Below are 21,177 nucleotides of genomic sequence, written 5' to 3' on the forward strand. Positions count from 1 at the left end.
TTTGCTGCCCGCCCCCAGCAAGGGAGGCGGCTGGCGACTTACTGCACCACCTGGGCCAGCTTGCCCGAGGCGTACTGGGCGGCGATTTCGGTCAGCGGCAGGGCCTTGATCTTGCTGGCGTTGCCGGCGGTGCCGAACTCGGTGTAGCGAGCCACACAGATCGCCTTGGCGGCGGCGCGGGCCGGCTTCAGGTATTCGCGCGGGTCGAACTTCTCGGGGTTCTCAGCGAAGAAGCGGCGGATGGCGCCGGTCATGGCCAGACGGATATCGGTGTCGATATTGATCTTGCGCACGCCGTACTTGATGGCTTCCTGGATTTCCTCGACCGGCACGCCGTAGGTTTCCTTCATGTTGCCGCCGAATTCACGGATCTCGGCCAGCAGTTCCTGCGGCACGCTGGAGCTGCCGTGCATCACCAGGTGGGTGTTGGGCAGGCGGGCGTGGATTTCCTTGATGCGGGCGATCGACAGGATGTCGCCGGTGGGCTTGCGCGTGAACTTGTAGGCGCCGTGGCTGGTGCCGATGGCGATGGCCAGGGCGTCCAGCTGGGTGCGGCGCACGAAGTCGGCGGCCTGCTCCGGGTCGGTCAGCAGTTGGTCCATGGTCAGCTTGCCGTCGGCGCCGTGGCCGTCTTCCTTGTCGCCTTCCATGGTTTCGAGCGAGCCCAGGCAGCCCAGTTCGCCTTCGACCGTCACGCCCAGCTTGTGGGCCACGTCCACCACCTTCTTGGTGACGTCGACGTTGTAGTCGTAGTCGGCGATGGTCTTGCCGTCTTCCTTGAGCGAGCCGTCCATCATGACGCTGGAGAAGCCCAGGTCGATGGCGCCCTGGCAGACCTTGGGCGACTGGCCGTGGTCCTGGTGCATGACCACGGGGATGTGCGGGTAGGACTCCACGGCGGCCTGGATCAGGTGCTTCAGAAAACCTTCGCCGGCGTACTTGCGGGCGCCGGCCGAGGCCTGCATGATCACCGGGCTGTCGGTCTCCGCCGCGGCTTCCATGATGGCCTGGACCTGTTCCAGGTTATTGACGTTGAATGCCGGAATGCCGTAGCCGTGCTCGGCGGCGTGGTCGAGCAACTGGCGCATGGAGACTAGGGCCATGTGTGGTCCTCCTTAGGTACTGTCGATTGAAAGATGGTTGAAATCAAGCGGGATGGGGGGATTTTACGGGGGATTCAGAGAAAGGTCTTGAAACGGCCGGTATCCCTATCCACCAGGACTAAACCGGCCGCCCGAGCCGCGCGCGGGCCGCGTCCGCCATCCGGCCGGAATCGCCCCGGGACGCGGCCGGGCAGCGCCGCTCAGGGCCGTCCCGCGTGCGGCACGTCCACCTCGGTCACCAGGATCCGCCCTTCCGGCTTGGCGCGGCGGTTGGCCTCGATGAAGTCGGGCGCGGCCGCCATGAACAGCGTTCTACCGTCCGGCCCGCCCAGGGCGGCGGCGAAGATGCCTAGTTCGCCGGTATCGATCTGTTCCAAAATCCTGCCGCCGCGCGCCACCCGCACAATGCGCTTGCCGATGGCGTCGGCCACCCACAGCGCGCCCTCGGCGTCCAGCGCGCCGCCGTCCGGGCCGATGGCCGAGGCCGCGATCAGCACTGACAGGTCGTCGGAATCCGGCAAGGCGCCAAAGTGGGCCCAGTCGCGCCGCGGCCCCAGCGCGCCGTCCGCCAGGATATCGAATTCCGAGATCCGGTTGCCGAAGGTCTCGTTGACGATCAGGGTCTTGCCGTCCGGCGTGATGAAGGAGCCGTTGGGGAACCACAATCCGTCCGCCACCACCTGCGCCACTCCGTCCGGGTCCACCCGCACCAGCGTGGTGGTGGCGAAAGGCGCGCCGGCCATCAGGTCGAAACCGAAATTGCCGACGTAGGCGCGGCCCTGGGCATCGACCACCAGGTCGTTGATGGGGCCGCCGGTCAATGCCGACAGGTCCGCGTGGGGCGCCAGCCGGCCGTCCGCCTCGCGCCGCAGCAGCTTGCGGTCTTTCATGGAAGAGATCAGCAGCCGCCCGTCGGGCAGCCAGCCCAGGCCGGAAGGCTGTTCCAGCACCCGGCAGATCACCTCGGCCCGCCCCTGCAGGTCGACGGCGATCACCTTGCCCGTGTAGAAATCGGAGGCCCACAGGCGTCCTTCGTGCCAGCGCAGGCCTTCCAGGTAGGTATACCCCGACACCAGCACGGACAATTCGCGTTTCGGCATAGCTCTGTCTCCTATAGGGGGGCGGGCCTGTATGGCCCTTTTTTTGTGTCGCCGGGCGGCGCGCAGCCGCCCAGGCCGGACCATTTTGTCATGACCCGGCAGCCGTGGCAGTCAGGTATGACCCGTCCCCAACCTGACAACTAACTGTCAGGTTCGCGGCGTTAACATCGCGCCCCAAGGGTTAACCCGCGCCGCTCCGGGTCCCTTCCGGCATATCCGTCATTGGACCGTTTCGCCCCGCCCCATGCCGGCGGGTAAGGCCTGTACGGCCGACCGACCAGGTCCCTGTTTTCCTGTTTTTGAAGATGAATACTAAGAAGCTGACGCGTTACATCGGCATTGCCATGGTGCTGGGCGTCGTGGTGGGCTATTTCTGCAACAAGTACGCGCAGAACGCGCAAGAGGCCAAGGACATCGCCTCGTACTTCAGCCTCATCACCGACATCTTCCTGCGCATGATCAAGATGATCATCGCGCCCCTGGTATTCGCCACCCTGGTGTCCGGCCTGGCCAGCATGAGCGACGCCAGCGCCGTCGGCCGCATCGGCCTGCGCGCCATGTTCTGGTTCATCGCCGCCTCGGCCATCTCGCTGCTGCTGGGCCTGGCGCTGGTCAACATCTTCCAGCCCGGCGCGCACCTGAACCTGGCGCTGCCCGACGCGGCCGCCACGGCGGGCCTGAAGACCGGCGACTTCACCCTCAAGGCCTTCATCGCGCATGTGTTCCCCAAGAGCATCGCCGAAGCCATGGCCAACAACGAGATCCTGCAGATCCTGGTGTTCTCGCTGTTCTTCGGCGCGGCGCTGTCGTTCCTCCGCGGCAAGGGCCACAACACCATCTACACCATGATCGACGAGCTGGCCAAGATCATGTTCCGCGTCACCGACTACGTGATGCGCTTCGCGCCGCTGGGCGTGTTCGCCGCCATGGCCGCCGCCATCACCACCGAGGGCCTGGGCGTGCTGCTCAGCTACGGCAAGCTGATCGGCGAGTTCTACCTGGGCCTGGCGCTGCTGTGGGCGATCCTGTTCGGCGTCGGCTACCTGTTCCTGGGCAAGTCCACTTTCCGCCTGGGCGGCCTGATCAAGGAGCCGACCCTGCTGGCCTTCTCGACCGCCAGCAGCGAATCGGCCTACCCCAAGACCATCGAGGCGCTGGAGCGTTTCGGCGTGTCCAAGCGCATCTCGGGCTTCGTGCTGCCGCTGGGCTACTCGTTCAACCTGGACGGCTCGATGATGTACCAGTCGTTCGCGGTGCTGTTCATCGCCCAGGCCTACAACATCGAGATGAGCTTCTCGCAGCAGCTGACGCTGCTGCTGGTGCTGATGGTAACCAGCAAGGGCATGGCCGGCGTGGCGCGCGCTTCGCTGGTGGTGGTGGCGGCGACGCTGCCGATGTTCCACCTGCCCGAGGCCGGCCTGCTGCTGATCATGGGCATCGACCAGTTCTTCGACATGGGCCGCACCGCCACCAACGTGGTCGGCAACAGCCTGGCCACCGCCGTCATCGCCAAGATGGAAGGCAAGGAAGAGGACCTGGCGCCCAACGCCGAGTCCGCGCCGGCCACGCAGACGGCGACGCGCGACGCCTGAACGCGGCGCGACCGCGCCAGGGCGTTGTCCGGTAGTACGGCAAAGGCCCCGCAGGTGATGCGGGGCCTTTTTTCATGCGGCGGCCGGCCTTGACCGGCGCACACGCCCGGCGCAACATGGAAGCCCTTCGGCACCCCTTAAGGGCACCGCGCCAAGGCGGTGCTCATTGCATAGCCATGAAATCGCCACGCCCGCGCCACGCGCTCGCGGCGGCCGTCCTGATGGCCGTCCTGCCCAGCGCCCACGCCTGGACCCGCATTGCCTGCGACCTGTCCGGCACCGTTGCCAACCCACCCGTGCAGATGCGCCAGTACCGTACCGACGGCACCGAGGTCTCGCATCTGTTGTTCCGGCTGAATGTGAAGGCGGCCGATATCCCCGAGGGCGCGCGCGCCGATACCGACTGCACCGAATTCGTCGACCGCCAGATCGACGTGGCGCTGGACGGCGCCGACATGGCCGCCGTGCGCAAGGGCAAGGCGCTGAAACTGCGCTATCGCTATGACGAGTCGCTGGGCGAGGCCCGCGCGACCCGCTTCGAACTGGCCCGCTGAACGCGCGGCCGCCCCGGGAGGCGGCGCGGCAGGAAGGCTCAGTCGTTGACCGAGCACGACACCGGGGCGCCGTCCTCGAATTCGACGTCGTAGGTGTGGACGGGGTCCCACGGCAGCGTGAACCACAGCTCGTAACCATCGCCGTCCTCGTCGAACAGCCACAGCGCGCGCAGCACGGCCTTCTCGGCCATGGCTTCGGCGGTTTCCTCGCGCAACAGCTGGTCGTCCTCGATGCCGAGCTTCTTGTAGTGCTCGTACGAGTAGTTGTCGAGCAGGAAATCGGCCGCGGCCAGGATCTGCTCGTCGAGATTGCCGATGATGGCCTTGACCACCTTGGAAGCCGCGCCATCCGGCTCTTCGCCGTCGGTCTGGACCATGACGTGGATCGGCGGGCGGCCCTCGCCCACGGGCACGTTTTCCGCGGCCCAGAGATCGGGTTCTTCGGGGTCCTGGGTGAAATTGAATCGTGCCATCGTGCGCTCCGGAAAATAAGGGAGACGGGCCGCGCAAGCCGCGGCCACCTCGTCGTTACCCATTTAACCAGATGCGCGTGTCCGCCGCTTGTCCGGCGACAAGGTTTGTCGCCGGGCGCCGTCAGACCCGTTCGAGGGGCAGATGCGGCGGCGCCGGCAACGCCACCCGGATGGCATCCCCGGCCCGCACCGCGCCGCCGGCCAGCACGATGCCCATGACCCCGGCCTTGCGGATCAGGCCGCCGGCGGCGTCGCGCCCGAGCACGGCGGCGGTCAGCCCCTTCTGGTAGTGGTCCAGTTGCGAACAAGGGTTGCGCAGGCCAGTGACCTGCACCACCGCCTGCGGCCCGATGTGCAGGCACGCGCCGCGCGGCAGGCCCAGCAGATCGATGCCGCGGGTGGTGATGTTCTCGCCCATCGTCCCTTCGGCCACATTGAAGCCGGCCGCCTGCAGTTCGTCGTGCAGTTCGCCATGAATCAGGTGCACCTGGCGCAGGTTGGGCTGGGTCGGATCGACCTTGACGCGCGAACGATGCCTGACCGTCACGCCGGCATGGGCATCGCCCTCCACGCCCTCGCCCTGCCGCAGCACGATGGCCGGGCGCACCTGCTTGGAAAAGCCGTGCGCCGCGCTGGCGGCCACGGCGGTCACGATCGCCCCCATGCTTTGCTCCCGCCGGATCAAGCCGCCACCAGGCCGCGCGCTTCGGCGGCAGGCGCCGGCAGGCGGGCGGACGGATAGTGGGTCGAGAACACCAGCCGGCCGGCGCTCCAGGTGTAGCTGATGAGCGGCAACGCGCCGACCTGCGCCACCGCCACCAGGTCGGCGCGCAGTCCCACCGCGATGCGGCCGCGATCCGACAGGCCGCAGGCATCGGCCGGATTGGCGGTGACCAGCGCCAGCGCCTGCGGCAGCGTCAGGTCGGTCTGCGCCGCCACAGCGAAGGCCGCGGCGATCAGCGTCGAGGGCTGGTAGTCCGAGCACAGGCAGCTCGCCACGCCGGCGCGGATCGCGTCGATGGCGCGCATCGAGCCGCTCTGGCTCTTGCCGCGCAGCACGTTGGGCGCGCCCAGGATGGTGGGCAGGCCGCAGGAGACGGCGGCGCGGGCGGTGTCCAGGGTGATCGGGAATTCGCTCATCGCCACGCCCAGGTTGCGCATGGTGGCGATGCGATGGATCGAATCGTCGTCATGGCTGGCGGTCGGGATGCCCAGGCCGCGCGCGTGCGCCAGCAGGGTCTCGACCCGCTGCACCGCGCCGTCCTTGGCGCGGGTCTTGGCCTGCGCGGCCGCTTCGGCCTGCTCGCGGCTCATGGCGTGGTTGCCGATCATGTATTGCAGGTACGACTCCAGCGTCTTGAACTGGCCCTGGCCGGGCGAGTGGTCCATCACCGACAGCAGGTCCACCGCGCCCTCGTCCATCAACTGCTGCAGCACCGGCACCGAGGTCGCGTCGGTGACTTCGTAGCGGCAGTGCACGCGGTTGTCGACCAGGCTGTGCTGGCGGAAGGCGCGCACGCCGCGCACCACCTGGGCGGCGGTCTCGTTGTTGCGCACGCCCAGGTCGCTGTTGGCGAACGACAGCGCGTGGTAGGGCGTGGTGATGCCGGCCGCGGCGTTGCGGCGGTCCACCTGCGCTACCGCGAAGTCCAGCGGGAACAGCACCTTCGAGCGCGGCTCGGCTTCCTTTTCGATGGCGTCGCAGTGCAGGTCGATCAGGCCCGGCACCAGCGTCAGGCCGCGCAGGTCGATCTCGTGGGCGGCGCGGGCGCCGTCGGGCGCGATGGCGGCGATGACGCCGTCCTCGATCAGGACGGCGCTGTCTTCCAGCACGCGGTCCGGCAACACGACGCGGGCGTGGGTCAGGTAGGTGCTGGTCATGCTCACTCCAGTTCGACGGCGGTCTGCGCGGGGCGCAAGGCCAGAATTCGGGACGCCACGGCGTCGCGCACTTCGGCGTCGTGGAAAATGCCCAGGAGGCAACGGCCGGCGGCGCGCGCCTCATGGATCAGCGCCATCACCACCGCGCGGTTGTCCGGGTCCAGCGACGCGGTCGGCTCGTCCAGCAGCAGGATGGGATGCTGGGCGATGAAGCCGCGGGCGATGTTGACGCGCTGCTGTTCGCCGCCCGAGAAGGTGGCGGGCGCCAGTCCCCACAGGCGCTGCGGCACGTTCAGGCGCCGCAGCATGGCGCCGGCGCGCTCGCGCGCCTCGTCCGGCTCGACGCCGGCCATGCGCAGCGGCTCGGCCACCACGTCCAGCGCCGACACGCGCGGGATCACCCGCAGGAACTGGCTGACGTAGCCAATGACGTCGCGCCGCAGCGCCAGGATGCGCTGCTCGGGCGCGCCGACCAGTTCGACCCAGTCATCGCCGGCGCGCACGCGAATGCTGCCTTCGGTGGCCAGGTAATTGCCGTACAGGCAGCGCAGCAAGGTGCTCTTGCCGGTGCCCGACGGGCCGGCCAGCACCAGGCAGTCGCCGGCGGCGGCGTCGAAATCGACCGCTTCCAGCACCGGCAGGCGGATGCCGCCCTGGTTATGCAAGGTGAACATCTTTCCGAGGCCCCGCACCTCGATCATGGGTTTCGCGACAGTCATGGTCAGCTCTGCAAAATGGAAGACACCAGCAACTGGGTGTAGGGATGCTGCGGATCGTCGAGGATCTGGTCGGTCAGGCCGCTTTCGACCACCTCGCCGCCGCGCATCACCAGGGTGCGGTGCGCCAGCAGGCGCGCCACCGCCAGATCGTGGGTGACGACGATGGCGGCCAGGCCCAGGTCGGTTACCAGCTGACGCAGCAGGTCCAGCAGGCGCGCCTGCACCGAGACGTCGAGCGACGCGGTCGGCTCGTCCATGAACACCAGGCGCGGATGGGTCACCAGGTTGCGGGCAATCTGCAGGCGCTGCTGCATGCCGCCGGAGAAAGAAGCCGGCGCGTCATCCAGGCGGCCGACGTCGATCTCCATCTTCCGCAGCCAGCTGCCCGCGGCCTGGCGCAACTCGCCGTAGTGGCGGTCGCCCACCGCCATCAGGCGCTCGGCGATGTTGGCGCCGGCGCTGACCTGCATGCGCAGGCCGTCGCGGGCGTTCTGGCGCACGAATCCCCAGTCGGTGCGGGCCAGCAGCCGCAGGCGCGCTCCGGACAGCGCGGCCAGGTCGGTGAAACCCTGGTCGCGGGTGTCGTACCAGACGCTGCCGGCGTCGGGCGCGGTCTGGTACGACACCGCCGACAGCAACGTGCTCTTGCCGGAACCGGATTCGCCCACCACGCACAGCACTTCGCCGGGGAACAGATCAAAACTGACGTTGCGGCAACCGTGCACGCCGTCCCAGGTGCGCGTCATGCCGCGCACGGAAAGCAAGGGTTGGGCGTTCATGCGGTGGCTTCCTTTTCGGCTTGCGCGGCCTGGCGGTCGTTGCAGTATTCGGTATCGGAGCAGACGAAGCGGCGGGTGCCGGCATCGTCCAGGATGATCTCGTCGAGAAAGCTGTCGCGCGAGCCGCACACGTCGCAGCATTCCGACCACTTCTCCACGGTGAAGGGATGGTCCTCGAAGTCCAGGCTCTTGACCCGGGTGTAAGGCGGCACCGCATAGACCCGCTTCTCGCGGCCGGCGCCGAACAGCATCAGCGCCGGGCTGTTGTCCAGCTTGGGGTTGTCGAACTTCGGGATCGGCGACGGCCGCATCATGTAGCGGTCGTTGACGATCACCGGGTAGTCGTAGGTGGTGGCGATGTGGCCATGCTGGGCGATGTCCTCGTACAGCTTGACGTGCATGCCGCCATATTCGGCCAGCGCGTGCATGGTGCGGGTCTCGGTCTCGCTCGGCTCGAGCCAGCGCAGCGGCTCGGGGATCGGCACCTGGAACACCATGATCTGGTCGGCCCGCAGCGGCGTTTCCGGAATGCGGTGGCGCGTCTGCACGATGCTGGCGTCGCGGGTCGATTCGGTCGTGGCCACGCCGGTCACCCGGCCGAAGAAACGGCGGATGTTGATGGCGTTGGTGGTGTCGTCCGAGCCCTGGTCGATCACCTTGAGCACGTCGCCCGGGCCGATGATCGACGCGGTCACCTGGATGCCGCCCGTGCCCCAGCCATAGGGCAGCGGCATCTCGCGGCTGCCGAACGGCACCTGGTAGCCGGGAATCGCCACCGCCTTGAGCAGCGCGCGGCGCAGCATGCGCTTGGTGGACTCGTCCAGGTAGGCGAAGTTGTAGTGTTCGTCGCGTTCGACCGCGGCGCCGGGAGTGGGGGAAGTCGTCATGAGGAAATGGCCTCGTCCAGCTGGCGGGTGTTCTCGGGGGCCGGCGCGGCGCGCTCGGCGCGCAGGCGGCGCAGCAGCTCCAGGTTGGCCTGGAAGTCCACGTAGTGCGGCAGCTTCAAGTGCTGCACGAAGCCGGAAGCCTCGACGTTGTCGCTGTGGTACAGCACGAACTCATGGTCATTGGCAGGCGAGTCGGCGCGTTCGCCGAGTTCCTGCGCCTTCATGGCGCGGTCCACCAGCGCCATCGACATGGCCTTGCGCTCGCCATAGCCGAACGTCAGGCCATAGCCGCGGGTGAACTTGGGGCCTTCCTCGGCGTTGCCGGCGAACTGGCTCACCATCTGGCATTCGGTGATCTCGATCTCGCCCACCGTGACGGCGAAACCCAGTTCCTCGATGTGCATCTCGACTTCCACGAAGCCGTAGCGGATCTCGGCGGCGAACGGGTGCGTGTTGCCGTAGCCGCGCTGCGTGGAATAGCCCATCGACAAGAGGAAGCCCTCGTCGGCGCGCGCCAGATTCTGCAGGCGAGCGGCGCGCGAGGCAGGAAAGTCCAGCGGCTGGCGCGTCAGGTCGAACGGTTCGGGATCGCCCTCGGGCACCGCCTCGGCGTCGATCAGGTCGTCGTGCGCCAGCAGGTCGGTGACGCGTGGCATGGCGCTGTCCAGCGGCTCGCCGCCCGCCGGCAGGGCGTCGGCCTCGCGCTCGGCCTCCAGCGAGAAGTCCAGCAGGCGCTGGGTGTAGTCGTAGGTCGGCCCGAGGATCTGGCCGCCGGGCACGTCCTTGAAAGTCGACGAGATGCGGCGCTGCAGGCGCATGGCGCCGGTGTCGATCGGCTGGGTGTAGCCGTAGCGCGACAGCGTGGTGCGGTAGGCGCGCAGCAGGAACACCGCTTCGATCACGTCGCCGGCGGCCTGTTTCAGCGCCAGCGCCGCCAGTTGCGGATCGTAGAGCGAGCCTTCGGCCATCACGCGCGACACCGCCAGCGGCATCTGTTCGCGGATCTGGTCCAGGCTCAGTTCGGGCAGGGCCCGGTCGCCGCGCCGATAGTCGTCCAGCATGCGGTAGGAATTGAGGATGGCGCGTTCGCCCCCTTTGACGGCTACATACATGTCAGCTCTCCACGCGCGTGCCGCGAGGCAGCGCGCACAGTTGCCGCCCGTGCGTCAGGAACACGTCGACGCCCAGCGGGAAACGTTGATGGTTGATGCGCCAGTCGCGCCAGAAGCCGTCCGGCAGGCCGGCGGCGCGCAGCGCCTGGCGGCTCTGGATGCCGGGGCCGGTTAGCGTGACCTCGGCGCCGGCGTCCAGCGACGCGACTTCGATGAGCAGCGTCGTGGACAGATCCGGATAGGCCGGGTCGCCGGGATGGCACGACGCCAGCGCGGGCGCGCTGCCGCCCGCCGGCACCGCCGCGAAGCGCGCCAGGGAGGCCGACGGCACCATTGGGCAGGCGCAATGGAAACGCAGGAAGTCGAGCACGCCGGCGTCCAGGCCCTGCGGCAGCCACAGCGGCGTGTCCACGTCCACCAGCGTCAGCAGCAGCGCGGTCAGCGCCGGCGACAGGCCGGCCGGCACGCCGCTGGCGGCGGCCACTTCGTACACGCGGCCCGGATGCGCCATGGCGTTGAGCGCGGTGCGGAAGGTGGCCTGCGCGTCGTTCACCGGGTCCGCGAAGCCCGGCAGCAGCTTGCGGCTCGCGGCGGCCGCGCCAAGAAGTTCTTGATGCATGTCAGTCCTCGCCTCGCACCATCGTGAAGAATTCAACCCTGGTCTGCGCGGCGACGCGCGCCTGGCGCTCGACGCGCTCGGCGCGTTCGCGCGCCAGCGGCTGAATCAGCTGCGCCTGCACCGTGTCGTGCCAGTCGGGCAATTGCAGCAGCGCGTCGGCCACCGCGGCCTGCTCGGCATGGCGCAGCGAACGGCCCTGCACGTAGGCGATGCCGACCACGCCGTTGTCCAGGCTGACGGCGCAACGTGTCACCGTCATTTCGCCCAGGTTGAAACGCGCGCCAGTGCCGCCGCCCCGGGCCCGCACCATGGCCATGCCGGTCTGCGCCGGGCGCAGCATCTGATGCGAGGGCACCCCGCCGAGCGAGCCGAAGGCCCCTTCCAGCATGGCGGGGTCGGCCAGTGCCAACACCCGCATCCAGGCGGCCCGTTGCGCCTGGATTTCCCCCGGCGCGGTTTGTGGATGGTCCATTGTTTCCTCTAAACGTCTAGACGACTGGATGGAGTATGATCGCGTTCGGAAGCAAGTTCAACAGCCTGGCGTGAATTTTTGATGACAGTTGCGGCGGGGACGCATTGCCTATCCCGCGTCCGCCGCTTGGTGCACAATCACAGCCATTCTTGATGAAGCTGATATGACAGCACGAGCACATCCCATGGTCGAAAGAGGTTCCGGTATCGCCGTGTGGCGACAGATTGGCGAATCGCTGGCGGACGACATCCGCAACAAGCTGTACATGGCGGGCGAACAGTTGCCCTCCGAACCGGAGCTGGCCGCCAAGTTCTCCGTCAATCGCCACACCATCCGGCGCGCCATGGGCGAGTTGGAACAGAGCGGACTGGTGCGCATCGAGCAGGGGCGCGGCACCTTCGTGCAGGAACACGCCATCGACTACGCCATCGGCAAGCGCACGCGCTTTTCCGAGAACCTGCGCAGCCAGGGCATGCTGGGGCACCTCGAAGCCCTGGGCAGCCAGACACTGCGCGCCGCCGACATCGCCAAACACCTGGGCCTGGCGCGCAATGCCCCGCTGCTGCGGGTGCAGATGGTGGGCAAGGCCGAGAACCGCCCCATCAGCACCTCCGAGCACTACTTCGATGAAAAGCGCTTCCCCGACTTCATCGAGCGCCTGAACGCGCTGCGCTCGGTCTCGAAGGTCTACGCCCACTATGACATCGGCGACTACACCCGAAAATGGTCGCGCATCACCGCCACCCTGCCGTCGCCGGAAGTGGCACGCATCCTGGGTCAGCCCAAGACGCGCCCGATCCTGCAGGTGGAAGCCCTGAATGTGGACCAGGCCGGCGCGCCGTTGCAATACAGCATCACCCGTTTCGTCGGCGACCTGGTCCAGCTCATGGTGGCCGACGACAGTTGAGGACGATGCGCGGCGGCCGCGCGCGGCCGCTTGCGCCGCCCTGCGATTCCACTCATCTAGACATCTGGTTGTAATGCTACGCCGCTAACTTTCCATTCATGAACCCAGCACACGCCCCCTCGCCCCTGGCCGGTGTCACAGGCCAACGTATCCTGACCCCGCGCGGCATCGAACACGCCAGCCTGCGATTCCATGGAGGACTGATCGACGACGCCAGCAACGCGGCCGCGCGCGGCGCGGCCTGGTTCGACGCCGGCAATCTGCTGGTGCTGCCCGGCATCGTCGACCTGCATGGCGACGCCTTCGAACGCGCCATCATGCCGCGCCCCAGCGTCACGTTCCCCTACGACGGCGCCTTGTTCGACGTCGACCGCCAATTGCTGGCCAACGGCATCACCACCGAATTCCACGGCGTCACCCTGTCCTGGGAAGGCGGCCTGCGCGGCGAGGCCTACGCCGAACGCATGTTCGCGGCGCTCGAGCGCATGGGACCCATCATGGGCGCGCGCCACTATGTACACCTGCGGTTCGAGACCCACCACGTGGGCGGGGTCGAGACCGCGCAGCAATGGATCCGCGACGGCCGCGTACGCTTCCTGGCGCTCAACGACCACCTGCCCAGCATGGCGCGCCGCCTGGGCGACGACCGCAAGCTGCTGCAGTACGCCGACCGCGCCGAATGCGACCTGGACACCTTCCAGGAACGCATCCGCCGCGCCATGGGCGCGGCCGACTCCGTGGCCGACGCCATGCGCGAGCTGACCGCCAGCGCGCAGGCCGCCGGACTGCGGGTCGCCTCGCACGACGACCCCGACGCCGCCACCCGCCGCTATTACCACCAGCTCGGTTGCGGCGTGGCGGAGTTCCCGCTGACGCGCGATGCCGCCAGCGTGGCCCGCGACCTGGGCAACTCGGTCGTCTTCGGCGCGCCCAACGTGGTGCGCGGCGGCAGCCACACCAACGCCCCCAGCGCCACTGAAATGATCCGCGCCGGCCTGTGCGACATCCTGACCTCCGACTACTACTATCCCGCGCCGCTGGCCGCCGTGCTGCGTCTGGCCAACGACGGCGTGCTGCCGCTGGAACAAGCCTGGAACCTGGTGTCGCTGAACCCGGCCCGCGCCGCCGGCCTGCGGGATCGCGGCGCGCTGGCGCCCGGACTGATCGCCGACGCCATCGTGGTCGACGATCACGTGCCCGGCCTTCCGCGCGTCTGCGCCGCCATCGTCGGCGGCGAGCTGCGCTACGCCACCCGTGCCTTCGGCGACGACCACAATCAGCGCATGGCGGCCTGATCATGCCGTCGGCCCACCGCTATGCGTTGTATCTCGCCCCCACCGGCCCCTGGCGTGAACTCGGCAGCCGCTGGCTGGGCCGCTGCGCCGACACCGGCGCGGCCCTGCCGCCGCTGCCCGGCCAGCCCGAGGCCGCGCGCGACTGGACCGAGGCGCCGCGCCATTACGGCCTGCACGCCACGCTGAAGCCGCCGTTCCGTCTGCGCCCCGGCGCCACGCCGCGGGACGTCGACGCCGCCGCGCGCCAACTCGCCGCCGGCGACAGCGCCTTCGCCATCCAGCTCGAATGCGAGCCGCTGCGCGGCTTCCTGGCCTGGCGCATCGCAGCCACCGACGCGGAGGGCCGCGCCCGCATCAACGCCCTGGCCGCCGCCGCCGTGCGCGGCCTGGACGACCTGCGCGCGCCCGCCACCGCCGACGAACTGGCCCGGCGCCAGGCGCACGCGCTGTCGTCCGAACAGCAGGCCATGCTGGCGCGCTGGGGCTACCCCTATGTGTTCGACACCTTCACCTTCCACATCACGCTGACCGGCAAGCTCGACGGCGCCGCGCTGGAGCAGGCGCGGGCCGGCATCGCGGCGTTCGCCGATCCGCTGCGCGGCCAGCCCATGGCGGTGCCCGGCGTCAGCGTCTATGTCCAGCCGCAAGCGGGCGCCGACTTCATCGTCGCGCGCCACTATCCCTTCGATGGCGGCCACGTCGACGCGGCGGGCGCGGCCTACCTGCAAGGACCGGCGACGGCATGAACCCGCCCGTTCCCGCCAGCGGCGAACGCCTGGTCTACCTGATGGGCGCCTCCGGCAGCGGCAAGGACACCCTGCTGCGGCGGCTGCGCGCCGGGCTGCGCGACAACGAACCGGTGCTGGTGGCGCACCGCTACATCACGCGCGACAGCGGCGCCACCGAAGACGCACTGTGCCTGAGCGCCGAGGAATTCGCGCGCCGCGCGGCACTGGGCTGTTTCGCCCTGCACTGGGCCAGCCATGGCCTGCGCTACGGCATCGGCATCGAGGTCGACACCTGGCTGGAGGGCGGCGCGGCCGTCATCATCAATGGTTCGCGCGCGCACCTGGCCGAGGCGCACCGGCGCTATCCGGCGCTGACCGCGGTCGAGATCACGGTCGACCCCGCGCAACTGGCGCGGCGGCTGGCGGCGCGCGGCCGCGAAACGCCCGAACAGATCGCCCTGCGCCTGCAACGCGCCGCGCAGGACTTCCCCGTCCCCGACGGCTGCCGCCTGCTGCGTGTCGGCAACAACGGCGCGCCGGAAGCCGCCACCGCCGAACTGCTGGATATCGCCCGCGGCCGCCTGATTGCGTAGCCCGCGACGGCATCGCCGCGAAACGCCCGCCACGACGCCACGGCCGCTCCAGCCGGGCGCCTTACGCCCGCGGTCGAGCGTCCGGCCCCAGGTCGGCGCACAGCTCCAGGAGGATGTCGGAAAAGCATTCCTCCGCCGCCAGCGCCTGCTCGCGCCGGCGGCGGATCAGGTTGATCGGCGGCAACTCCCAGCCGAAGTCCCACGGCACCATGCCCAGCTTGCCGCGCTGGCACAGTTCGCGCGCGATGTCCTCCGGCACCACCGACATCAGCGCGGGATTGGCGCTCAGCATGCCCTCGATCACATCGGTGGAATAGGCTTCCAGCACCGGCGCCGGCGAACGCAGGCCGGCGCGGATAAAGTGCTCGACAATCAGTTGGCGCGTCGGCGTGTTGACCGCCGGCAGCACCCAATCCATCCGCGCCACCGCCGGCCAGTCCGCCTCGCGCCGCGCCAGGCGCTGCGCCAATCGGCTGTGCGCGATCAGGCGCGGCCGCTGGCGGTACAGCACGCGATGGGTCAGGTCATCCTGCGCCAGGGTCGAAGTCGCCCGGCTGATGATGCAATCGAGCTCGTGCCGCCGCAGCATCGGCACCAGGTGGTCGGTGGTGGCGCGGTGCAGCGTCAGGGTCACGCCGTGGCGCTGGTGCAGCCGGCCGATGGCGGCGGTCAGCAGCGCGCTGGACACGTACGGCACCACACCGACATGCAGATGCGCCGCGCGGCCGTCGTGCAGCGCCTCGACCTCGCGCGCCCACAGGTCCAGGTCGCCCTGCATGCGGCGGGCCCGCACCAGCGCCAGTTCGCCCAGCGGCGTGGGCTGCATGCCGCGCCCGGTGCGCAGGAATAGCGGCGCGCCGAAGATGTCCTCGAGCTCGGCCAGCGCCTTGGTGGCGGCGGGCTGGCTGATGCCGGTGGCGGCCGCCACGCGGGTCAGCGTGCCGTGCTTGGCGATATTCGCCAGCAACACCAGATGGCGGTGGCGCAGGCGGTTGGCGAGTCGGGCGGCGTCCCAGGTCAAGGCGGTCTACTCATAACTGATTGGTTATTCAATTATGCCAACAATGGGTACATCAGTTATTTCACAATCCTATACTGCGCCGTATCCCCATCCCGCCCGACCGCCCATGTCCGACTTCACTACCCGCCCCGAAATCCGCGGCACTTTCGGCGTCGCCTCATCCACCCACTGGCTGGCGTCGCAGGTCGCCATGGGCGTGCTGGAGCGCGGCGGCAACGCCTTCGACGCCGCCGTGGCCGGCGGCTTCACGCTGCAGATCGTCGAGCCGCACCTGAACGGCCCCGGCGGCGAAGTGCCGATCCTGCTGTGGAGCGAACGCGAAGGCCGCATGCGCGCGCTGTGCGGCCAGGGGCCCGCGCCGGCGCTGGCAACGCCGGCCTACTTCCGCGGACTCGGCGTGGACCTGGTGCCCGGCATCGGCCTGCTGCCCGCCACCGTGCCCGGCGCTTTCGGTGCCTGGTTGACGATGCTGCGCGACTACGGCACCTGGGAACTGGCCGACGTGCTGCGCCCGGCCATCGACTACGCCCGCAACGGCTTCCCGCTGGTGCCGCGCATCTCGCAGGCCATCCTGGCGGTGCAGGCCCTGTTCCGCGACGAATGGACCAGCTCGGCCGCCGTCTGGCTGCCCGACGGCAAGGTGCCCGCGCCCGGCGCGCTGCTGCGCACGCCGGCCATCGCCGCCACCTACACCCGCATCCTCGACGAAGCCCACGCGGCGGCGACCGACCGCGCCGGCCGCATCGACGCCGCGCTGGCCATCTGGTATCGCGGCTTCGTCGCCGACGAGATTGACGCCTACTACACCCATGAAGCGGTGCGCGACACCACCGGCCAGCGCAATCGCGGCCTGCTGCGCAAGGCCGACCTGGCCGACTGGCGCGCCTGCTACGACGATCCGGTCACGCTGCAATACGGCCGCTACACGGTGGCCAAGTGCGGCGTCTGGTCCCAAGGCCCGGTGCACCTGCAGCAGCTGGCGCTGCTGCGCCACCTGCAAATGGACGGACTGGACCCGGCCTCGCCGCAATTCGTGCACCGCATCGCCGAGGCCGCCAAGCTGGCCTTCGCCGACCGCGCCGCCTGGTACGGCGATCCCGATTTCGTCGACGTGCCGTTGGCCGCGCTGTTGAGCGACGACTACGCCCGCGCGCGCGCCGCCGCCATCGGCCCGCGCGCCGCCACCACGCTGCAGCCCGGCTCCCCCGGGGGCCGCGCGCCGCGCCTGCCCGACCTGGAAGCCGCCGCCCGCACCCTGGCCGCGTCCGACACCCGCTTCGGCGTGGGCGAGCCGACCTTCGCGGCGCTGCCGCCGGTGGCGGAATGGGCCGCTCGCGAGATCTTCGTCGGCGACACCTGCCAGATCGACGTCATCGATCGCGACGGCAACATGGTCGCGGCCACGCCGTCCGGCGGCTGGCTGTCGTCCAGTCCGGTGGTGCCGGCGCTGGGTTTCCCGCTCACCACGCGATTGCAGATGACCTGGCTGGACGAGGGCGTGCCCGGCCAGCTGCAACCCGGCAAACGGCCCTGCACCACGCTGTCGCCCGGCCTGGCGCTGCGCGACGGCTTGCCCTACATGGCCTTCGGCACGCCCGGCGGCGACCAGCAGGACCAGTGGACCGTGTCCTTCTTCCTGCGCCACGCCATGGGCCTGAACCTGCAGGCGGCGATCGACGCGCCGTCCTGGCACATCGACCATTTCCCGGGCTCGTTCTGGCCGCGTTCGCTGACGCTGAACCGCCTGACCGTCGAAGGCCGCCTGCCCGAGGCCACGCGGCAGGCGCTGCGCGAGGCCGGCCATGACCTGCGCGTCGGCCCCGACTGGTCCGAAGGCCGCATCAGCGCCTGCACCCGCGAACCGGCGGCCGGCGGCGGCCTGCTGCTGCGCGCCGCCGCCAACCCGCGCGGCATGCAGGGCTACGCGGTCGGCCGATGAACCATTTTTCCATCCAGCCGGCGCACAGACCGGCCACATCACAAGGGGTAAACACCATGAAGACCATCCGACGACTGTTGCGCGCCTGCGCCCTCACCCTGGCCTGCGCCGCGCCCGCGCTGGCGCACGCGGCCTGGCCCGAAAAGCCGATCACGCTGATCGTGCCGTGGGCCGCCGGCGGCTCCACCGACATCCTGGCGCGCGTGCTGTCCGAAGGCCTGACGCAGTCGCTGGGCCAGCCCGTCATCGTCGAGAACCGCTCGGGCGCCTCGGGCAACATCGGCAGCACCTTCGTGGCGCGCGCCAAGCCCGACGGTTATACGCTGCTGGTCGGCTCGATGAGCACCCACACCATGAACCAGGCGCTGTACGGCAACATGCCGTTCGACGGCGTCAAGGACTTCACGCCCATCGCCGAACTGGCGCTGGTCACCAATACGATGGTGGTGCATCCCTCGGTGCCGGCCAGCAACGTCAAGGAGTTCATCGACTACGTCAAGGCCAATCCTGACAAGGTGGCCTACGCCTCGGCCGGCCAGGGCTCGACCAATCACCTGAGCGCCGCGCTGTTCGAGAAGGCCGCCGGCGTGAAGATGATGCACATCCCCTACCGCGGCGGCGCGCCGGCTGTGCTGGATACGGTGGCCGGCCGCACCCAGGTGCTGTTCAGCGCCGGCACCCAGACCCTGCCGCACGTGCAGACCGGCAAGCTCAAGCTGCTGGCCGTCACCGAGGAACAGCGTTCGCCGCTGCTGCCCGAGGTGCCGACCGTGGCCGAGACCCTGCCCGGCTATGAACTGTCGGTCTGGTACGGCGCCTTCGGCCCGGCCGGCATGCCGCCCGAACTGACCACGCGCCTGAACCAGGAGATCAACAAGATCCTCAAGCGGCCCGACGTGGTCAAGAAGATGGGCGACATGGGCGTGCTGCTGCTGGAAACCACCCCGGAGCAGTTCGGCCAGGTGCTGGCGCGCGACGCCGACAAGTACGGCAAGCTGATCAAGGAACTGGGAATCACCGCCGAATGAGCCTCACGTCCGACCCCCTCGAACGCCTGGCGCTGGCCTATGACGGGGCCTCGGCCCCGGCCGCTTTCGCCGCGCTCGACGCGCATGCCCACGCCACGCTGGGGCACACGCTGTGCACCATCAACCGCCATGACGCCGAACGCATGCGGGTGGTGCGGCTGTACAGTTCGAACGCCGCCGCCTATCCGCCCGGCGGCAGCAAGGACAAGCGCGGCACGGCCTGGGGCCGCCACGTGCTGCTCGAACGCCAGGTCTTCATCGGCGAGGGCGTCGACGCGATCCGCGAATTCTTCGACGACCATGACGCGATCCAGGCGCTCGGCCTGCAATCGGTGATCAACGTGCCGGTGGTGTTCGACGGCGCCTGCCTGGGCACCGTCAACTTCCTAATGCCGCGCGCGGCGCTGACGCCGGCCGACATCGCCGCCGCCCGGCTGGCGGGCCTGCTGGCCCTGCCGGCCTTCCTGGCGCTGACGCCGGCCGGTTGAAATGCGGGGCGCGCCTCGGCGCGCCCCGGGCTCAGATCAGCGCGCGGCGGATGCGGGCCGAGGCCATGTCGATCACCACCACGAAGCCGACGATGATGATCATCACCGCGCAGGTCTCGGCGTAGCGGAAGCTGCGGATGATTTCCCACAGCACGGTGCCGATGCCGCCGGCGCCGACAATGCCCACCACCGAGGCCGAGCGCACGTTCGACTCGAAGCGGTACAGCGAGTACGAGATCCACAGCGGCAGCACCTGCGGGATCACGCCGTAGACGATCTCCTCGAGCGCATTGGCGCCGGTGGCGCGCACGCCTTCCACCGGACGCGGGTCGATGGCCTCGACCGCCTCGGAGAACAACTTGGCCAGCACGCCGGTGGTGTGCACCCACAGCGCCAGCACGCCGGCGAAGGGCCCCAGGCCCACCGCCACGATGAACAACATCGCGAACACCATTTCATTGATGGCGCGGCAGGCGTCCATCAGGCGCCGCATCGGCTGGTAGACCCAGGCCGGCACCATGTTCGACGAGCACAGCAACCCCAGCGACACCGCCACCACGATCGCCAGGAACGTGCCCCACACGGCGATCTGCACCGTCACGATCATCTCGTCCAGGTACATGCGCCAGTCGCGGAAATTGGGCGGAAAGAAGTCGGCGGCGAACTGGGCCATATTGCCCGAGTCCCGCAGCAGGTCCAGCGGCCGCATGTCGGCGCCACGCCACGACATGACCAGCAGCGCCAGCACAAAGGCCCATACGAGCAGGACCGGCAGCGACGAGCGCGGGGCGGCGGGGGAACGGGAAGAAGGCACGGCCAGGGTCATGGGGATTCCGGAATAGAAAAATCGGATGGACGCGGCGCCGGCGCTTGAGGGGCAAGCGCCAGCGCCGCGTGGCATCGTTACTGCTTGGCGGTCGGTTGGCCCAGGCTGGCCAGCTTGGCGTCCAGGTCGGCCAACTGCTTCTGCTTCTCGGCCTGGCCGATGGTGGCATCGGCCTCGATCTTGGCCTTTTCACGCGCCAGTTCGATCTGGCGGATCGGCACCAGTTGCTGGTTGTCCGAGGCGCGGAAGCCCTGATAGGTCAGCGCCTTCAGGTTGGCCATTTCGCGCGCGGCGTCCTTGCCCTTGCCGTAGTTGACGAAGAAGTCGCGGATCTTGGCCTTCATGTCGGCCGGCAGGTCGGTGCGCATGACCAGCGGATCGGCCGGGATCAGCGGCGACTTCCACAGGATGCGCACGCTGTCGTTGGCGTCCTTGCCGGTGCTCAGGCGATAGCGCTCCAGCGCCTCGGTGTTGTTGACGGCCACGTCGACCTGCTTGTTGATGACCGACAGCAGATTGGTTTCGTGGTTGCTGACGCGCACGGCCTTGAAGAAGGTCTTGGGTTCGATCTTGTTGGCGGCCCACAGGTAATAGCCCGGCACGGCGGTGCCCGAGGTCGAGTTGGGGTCGCCGGCGCCGTAGGTCAGCTGGCCGCGGCGCTTGAGCAGGTCGTCCAGGGACTTGATGTCGCTGTCCTTGTTGACGATCAGCAGCGACCAGTAGCCCGGGTTGCCATCCTTGTCGATGACGGACGCGAACACTTCGCCGCTGGCGCGGTCCACCGCCTCGATGGCCGACTTGTTGCCGTACCAGGCCAGCTGCACCTTGTTGAAGCGCATGCCTTCGATGATGCCGGCGTAGTCCGAAGCGAAGAACGGTTTGACCGGCACGCCGATGGCGCGGCTCAGGTCGTCGATGACCGGCTGCCAGACCGACTTCAGGTTGGTCGACGATTCCGTCGAGATGATGCCGAAGTTCAACGGCTTGGCCTCTTGCGCATGGACTTGCGTGGACAAGGCGGCAGCGGCGATCAGGGCAACAAAGGTTCTGCGTAGCATGGA

Annotated in this window: 23 protein-coding genes; 9 read left to right on the top strand and 14 right to left on the bottom strand. The window is 69.0% G+C overall.

Annotated elements, in window-relative coordinates:
- Nucleotides 1–38: 38 nt before the first annotated feature.
- Both fba and HV742_RS14830 read right to left on the bottom strand, forming a co-directional pair.
- Complete coding sequence (fba, locus tag HV742_RS14825) at nt 39–1,103, bottom strand: class II fructose-bisphosphate aldolase (RefSeq protein ID WP_068980116.1); 1,065 nt, start codon at nt 1,101–1,103, stop codon at nt 39–41.
- Between the two features lie 200 nt (nt 1,104–1,303).
- Complete coding sequence (locus HV742_RS14830) at nt 1,304–2,203, bottom strand: SMP-30/gluconolactonase/LRE family protein (protein WP_175145808.1); 900 nt, start codon at nt 2,201–2,203, stop codon at nt 1,304–1,306.
- Nucleotides 2,204–2,508: 305 nt separating this feature from the next.
- On the opposite strand from HV742_RS14830, the gene HV742_RS14835 reads away from it, so the two are divergent.
- Together HV742_RS14835 and HV742_RS14840 are read left to right on the top strand one after the other, a co-directional pair.
- Nucleotides 2,509–3,795, top strand: coding sequence for a dicarboxylate/amino acid:cation symporter (locus HV742_RS14835; protein ID WP_175145809.1), 1,287 nt, complete (start codon nt 2,509–2,511; stop codon nt 3,793–3,795).
- A gap of 176 nt (nt 3,796–3,971) precedes the next feature.
- Entirely contained in the window at nt 3,972–4,349 is a 378-nt protein-coding gene (locus tag HV742_RS14840) for a hypothetical protein (protein ID WP_049075497.1), read from the top strand.
- 38 nt (nt 4,350–4,387) lie between these two features.
- On the opposite strand, the gene HV742_RS14845 is transcribed toward HV742_RS14840, so the two are convergent.
- The 9 genes from HV742_RS14845 to phnG all read right to left on the bottom strand — a co-directional run bounded on the left by HV742_RS14845 (nt 4,388) and on the right by phnG (nt 11,291).
- Nucleotides 4,388–4,822 carry a hypothetical protein gene (locus tag HV742_RS14845; RefSeq protein WP_049075499.1) on the bottom strand — a complete coding sequence of 145 codons (435 nt, stop codon included), beginning with the start codon at nt 4,820–4,822 and terminating at the stop codon, nt 4,388–4,390.
- 121 nt (nt 4,823–4,943) lie between these two features.
- On the bottom strand, nt 4,944–5,486 hold the full coding sequence (locus tag HV742_RS14850) for an MOSC domain-containing protein (RefSeq protein WP_049075501.1): 543 nt from the start codon (nt 5,484–5,486) through the stop codon (nt 4,944–4,946).
- A 17-nt stretch (nt 5,487–5,503) separates the two neighbouring features.
- Complete coding sequence (locus HV742_RS14855; RefSeq protein ID WP_175145810.1) at nt 5,504–6,703, bottom strand: alpha-D-ribose 1-methylphosphonate 5-triphosphate diphosphatase; 1,200 nt, start codon at nt 6,701–6,703, stop codon at nt 5,504–5,506.
- Nucleotides 6,704–6,705: 2 nt separating this feature from the next.
- Complete coding sequence (gene phnL / locus HV742_RS14860) at nt 6,706–7,422, bottom strand: phosphonate C-P lyase system protein PhnL (protein WP_049075505.1); 717 nt, start codon at nt 7,420–7,422, stop codon at nt 6,706–6,708.
- Between the two features lie 2 nt (nt 7,423–7,424).
- Nucleotides 7,425–8,201: a phosphonate C-P lyase system protein PhnK gene (gene phnK / locus HV742_RS14865; protein ID WP_049075507.1), complete on the bottom strand. Its 777-nt coding sequence runs from the start codon at nt 8,199–8,201 to the stop codon at nt 7,425–7,427.
- Entirely contained in the window at nt 8,198–9,088 is an 891-nt protein-coding gene (locus HV742_RS14870) for an alpha-D-ribose 1-methylphosphonate 5-phosphate C-P-lyase PhnJ (protein WP_063585252.1), read from the bottom strand. The genes phnK and HV742_RS14870 overlap by 4 nt, the downstream gene beginning before the upstream one ends.
- On the bottom strand, nt 9,085–10,200 hold the full coding sequence (locus HV742_RS14875; protein WP_175145811.1) for a carbon-phosphorus lyase complex subunit: 1,116 nt from the start codon (nt 10,198–10,200) through the stop codon (nt 9,085–9,087). Before HV742_RS14875 ends, HV742_RS14870 begins: the two co-directional genes overlap by 4 nt.
- A gap of 1 nt (nt 10,201) precedes the next feature.
- Complete coding sequence (phnH, locus tag HV742_RS14880; RefSeq protein ID WP_175145812.1) at nt 10,202–10,819, bottom strand: phosphonate C-P lyase system protein PhnH; 618 nt, start codon at nt 10,817–10,819, stop codon at nt 10,202–10,204.
- A gap of 1 nt (nt 10,820) precedes the next feature.
- Nucleotides 10,821–11,291 carry a phosphonate C-P lyase system protein PhnG gene (phnG, locus tag HV742_RS14885; RefSeq protein ID WP_175145813.1) on the bottom strand — a complete coding sequence of 157 codons (471 nt, stop codon included), beginning with the start codon at nt 11,289–11,291 and terminating at the stop codon, nt 10,821–10,823.
- A gap of 184 nt (nt 11,292–11,475) precedes the next feature.
- On the opposite strand from phnG, the gene phnF reads away from it, so the two are divergent.
- The 4 genes from phnF (at nt 11,476) to phnN (ending at nt 14,814) form a co-directional block, all read left to right on the top strand.
- Nucleotides 11,476–12,198 carry a phosphonate metabolism transcriptional regulator PhnF gene (gene phnF, locus HV742_RS14890; RefSeq protein ID WP_049075519.1) on the top strand — a complete coding sequence of 241 codons (723 nt, stop codon included), beginning with the start codon at nt 11,476–11,478 and terminating at the stop codon, nt 12,196–12,198.
- A 98-nt stretch (nt 12,199–12,296) separates the two neighbouring features.
- A complete protein-coding gene (locus HV742_RS14895) occupies nt 12,297–13,493 on the top strand; it encodes an alpha-D-ribose 1-methylphosphonate 5-triphosphate diphosphatase (RefSeq protein WP_059272368.1) in 1,197 nt (398 codons plus the stop codon).
- 2 nt (nt 13,494–13,495) lie between these two features.
- Nucleotides 13,496–14,239, top strand: a complete 744-nt coding sequence (locus tag HV742_RS14900; protein WP_175145814.1) for a DUF1045 domain-containing protein — start codon at nt 13,496–13,498, stop codon at nt 14,237–14,239.
- On the top strand, nt 14,236–14,814 hold the full coding sequence (gene phnN, locus HV742_RS14905; protein WP_175145815.1) for a phosphonate metabolism protein/1,5-bisphosphokinase (PRPP-forming) PhnN: 579 nt from the start codon (nt 14,236–14,238) through the stop codon (nt 14,812–14,814). The genes HV742_RS14900 and phnN overlap by 4 nt, the downstream gene beginning before the upstream one ends.
- 61 nt (nt 14,815–14,875) lie before the next feature.
- On the opposite strand, the gene HV742_RS14910 is transcribed toward phnN, so the two are convergent.
- Nucleotides 14,876–15,835: a LysR family transcriptional regulator gene (locus HV742_RS14910; RefSeq protein ID WP_054417153.1), complete on the bottom strand. Its 960-nt coding sequence runs from the start codon at nt 15,833–15,835 to the stop codon at nt 14,876–14,878.
- 106 nt (nt 15,836–15,941) lie between these two features.
- Here HV742_RS14910 and HV742_RS14915 point away from each other — a divergent pair, with 106 nt between their 5' ends.
- Genes HV742_RS14915 through HV742_RS14925 form a run of 3 tightly spaced genes read left to right on the top strand, consistent with a single transcriptional unit; the run spans nt 15,942 to nt 19,290 of the window.
- Nucleotides 15,942–17,774, top strand: coding sequence for a gamma-glutamyltransferase family protein (locus tag HV742_RS14915; protein WP_175145816.1), 1,833 nt, complete (start codon nt 15,942–15,944; stop codon nt 17,772–17,774).
- 56 nt (nt 17,775–17,830) lie between these two features.
- Nucleotides 17,831–18,802, top strand: a complete 972-nt coding sequence (locus HV742_RS14920; protein ID WP_175145817.1) for a Bug family tripartite tricarboxylate transporter substrate binding protein — start codon at nt 17,831–17,833, stop codon at nt 18,800–18,802.
- Nucleotides 18,799–19,290, top strand: coding sequence for a GAF domain-containing protein (locus HV742_RS14925; protein WP_175145818.1), 492 nt, complete (start codon nt 18,799–18,801; stop codon nt 19,288–19,290). The genes HV742_RS14920 and HV742_RS14925 overlap by 4 nt, the downstream gene beginning before the upstream one ends.
- A gap of 31 nt (nt 19,291–19,321) precedes the next feature.
- Here HV742_RS14925 and phnE read toward each other — a convergent pair whose 3' ends face one another.
- Together phnE and phnD are read right to left on the bottom strand one after the other, a co-directional pair.
- Nucleotides 19,322–20,116, bottom strand: coding sequence for a phosphonate ABC transporter, permease protein PhnE (gene phnE / locus HV742_RS14930; RefSeq protein ID WP_175145819.1), 795 nt, complete (start codon nt 20,114–20,116; stop codon nt 19,322–19,324).
- A 77-nt stretch (nt 20,117–20,193) separates the two neighbouring features.
- Nucleotides 20,194–21,174, bottom strand: a complete 981-nt coding sequence (gene phnD / locus HV742_RS14935) for a phosphonate ABC transporter substrate-binding protein (RefSeq protein WP_054417149.1) — start codon at nt 21,172–21,174, stop codon at nt 20,194–20,196.
- Between the last annotated feature and the right edge of the window lie 3 nt (nt 21,175–21,177).

Origin of the sequence: Achromobacter ruhlandii (assembly GCF_902859695.1) — a bacterium.
Taxonomy (GTDB): Bacteria; Pseudomonadota; Gammaproteobacteria; order Burkholderiales; family Burkholderiaceae_B; genus Achromobacter; species Achromobacter ruhlandii.

What these genes read in the sequence shown, in the direction of transcription:
- fba (WP_068980116.1), bottom strand. Translation starts at nt 1,103, where the DNA reads ATGGCCCTAGTCTCCATGCGCCAGTTGCTCGACCACGCCGCCGAGCAC.
- HV742_RS14830 (WP_175145808.1), bottom strand. Translation starts at nt 2,203, where the DNA reads ATGCCGAAACGCGAATTGTCCGTGCTGGTGTCGGGGTATACCTACCTG.
- HV742_RS14835 (WP_175145809.1), top strand. Translation starts at nt 2,509, where the DNA reads ATGAATACTAAGAAGCTGACGCGTTACATCGGCATTGCCATGGTGCTG.
- HV742_RS14840 (WP_049075497.1), top strand. Translation starts at nt 3,972, where the DNA reads ATGAAATCGCCACGCCCGCGCCACGCGCTCGCGGCGGCCGTCCTGATG.
- HV742_RS14845 (WP_049075499.1), bottom strand. Translation starts at nt 4,822, where the DNA reads ATGGCACGATTCAATTTCACCCAGGACCCCGAAGAACCCGATCTCTGG.
- HV742_RS14850 (WP_049075501.1), bottom strand. Translation starts at nt 5,486, where the DNA reads ATGGGGGCGATCGTGACCGCCGTGGCCGCCAGCGCGGCGCACGGCTTT.
- HV742_RS14855 (WP_175145810.1), bottom strand. Translation starts at nt 6,703, where the DNA reads ATGACCAGCACCTACCTGACCCACGCCCGCGTCGTGTTGCCGGACCGC.
- phnL (WP_049075505.1), bottom strand. Translation starts at nt 7,422, where the DNA reads ATGACTGTCGCGAAACCCATGATCGAGGTGCGGGGCCTCGGAAAGATG.
- phnK (WP_049075507.1), bottom strand. Translation starts at nt 8,201, where the DNA reads ATGAACGCCCAACCCTTGCTTTCCGTGCGCGGCATGACGCGCACCTGG.
- HV742_RS14870 (WP_063585252.1), bottom strand. Translation starts at nt 9,088, where the DNA reads ATGACGACTTCCCCCACTCCCGGCGCCGCGGTCGAACGCGACGAACAC.
- HV742_RS14875 (WP_175145811.1), bottom strand. Translation starts at nt 10,200, where the DNA reads ATGTATGTAGCCGTCAAAGGGGGCGAACGCGCCATCCTCAATTCCTAC.
- phnH (WP_175145812.1), bottom strand. Translation starts at nt 10,819, where the DNA reads ATGCATCAAGAACTTCTTGGCGCGGCCGCCGCGAGCCGCAAGCTGCTG.
- phnG (WP_175145813.1), bottom strand. Translation starts at nt 11,291, where the DNA reads ATGGACCATCCACAAACCGCGCCGGGGGAAATCCAGGCGCAACGGGCC.
- phnF (WP_049075519.1), top strand. Translation starts at nt 11,476, where the DNA reads ATGGTCGAAAGAGGTTCCGGTATCGCCGTGTGGCGACAGATTGGCGAA.
- HV742_RS14895 (WP_059272368.1), top strand. Translation starts at nt 12,297, where the DNA reads ATGAACCCAGCACACGCCCCCTCGCCCCTGGCCGGTGTCACAGGCCAA.
- HV742_RS14900 (WP_175145814.1), top strand. Translation starts at nt 13,496, where the DNA reads ATGCCGTCGGCCCACCGCTATGCGTTGTATCTCGCCCCCACCGGCCCC.
- phnN (WP_175145815.1), top strand. Translation starts at nt 14,236, where the DNA reads ATGAACCCGCCCGTTCCCGCCAGCGGCGAACGCCTGGTCTACCTGATG.
- HV742_RS14915 (WP_175145816.1), top strand. Translation starts at nt 15,942, where the DNA reads ATGTCCGACTTCACTACCCGCCCCGAAATCCGCGGCACTTTCGGCGTC.
- HV742_RS14920 (WP_175145817.1), top strand. Translation starts at nt 17,831, where the DNA reads ATGAAGACCATCCGACGACTGTTGCGCGCCTGCGCCCTCACCCTGGCC.
- HV742_RS14925 (WP_175145818.1), top strand. Translation starts at nt 18,799, where the DNA reads ATGAGCCTCACGTCCGACCCCCTCGAACGCCTGGCGCTGGCCTATGAC.
- phnE (WP_175145819.1), bottom strand. Translation starts at nt 20,116, where the DNA reads ATGACCCTGGCCGTGCCTTCTTCCCGTTCCCCCGCCGCCCCGCGCTCG.
- phnD (WP_054417149.1), bottom strand. Translation starts at nt 21,174, where the DNA reads ATGCTACGCAGAACCTTTGTTGCCCTGATCGCCGCTGCCGCCTTGTCC.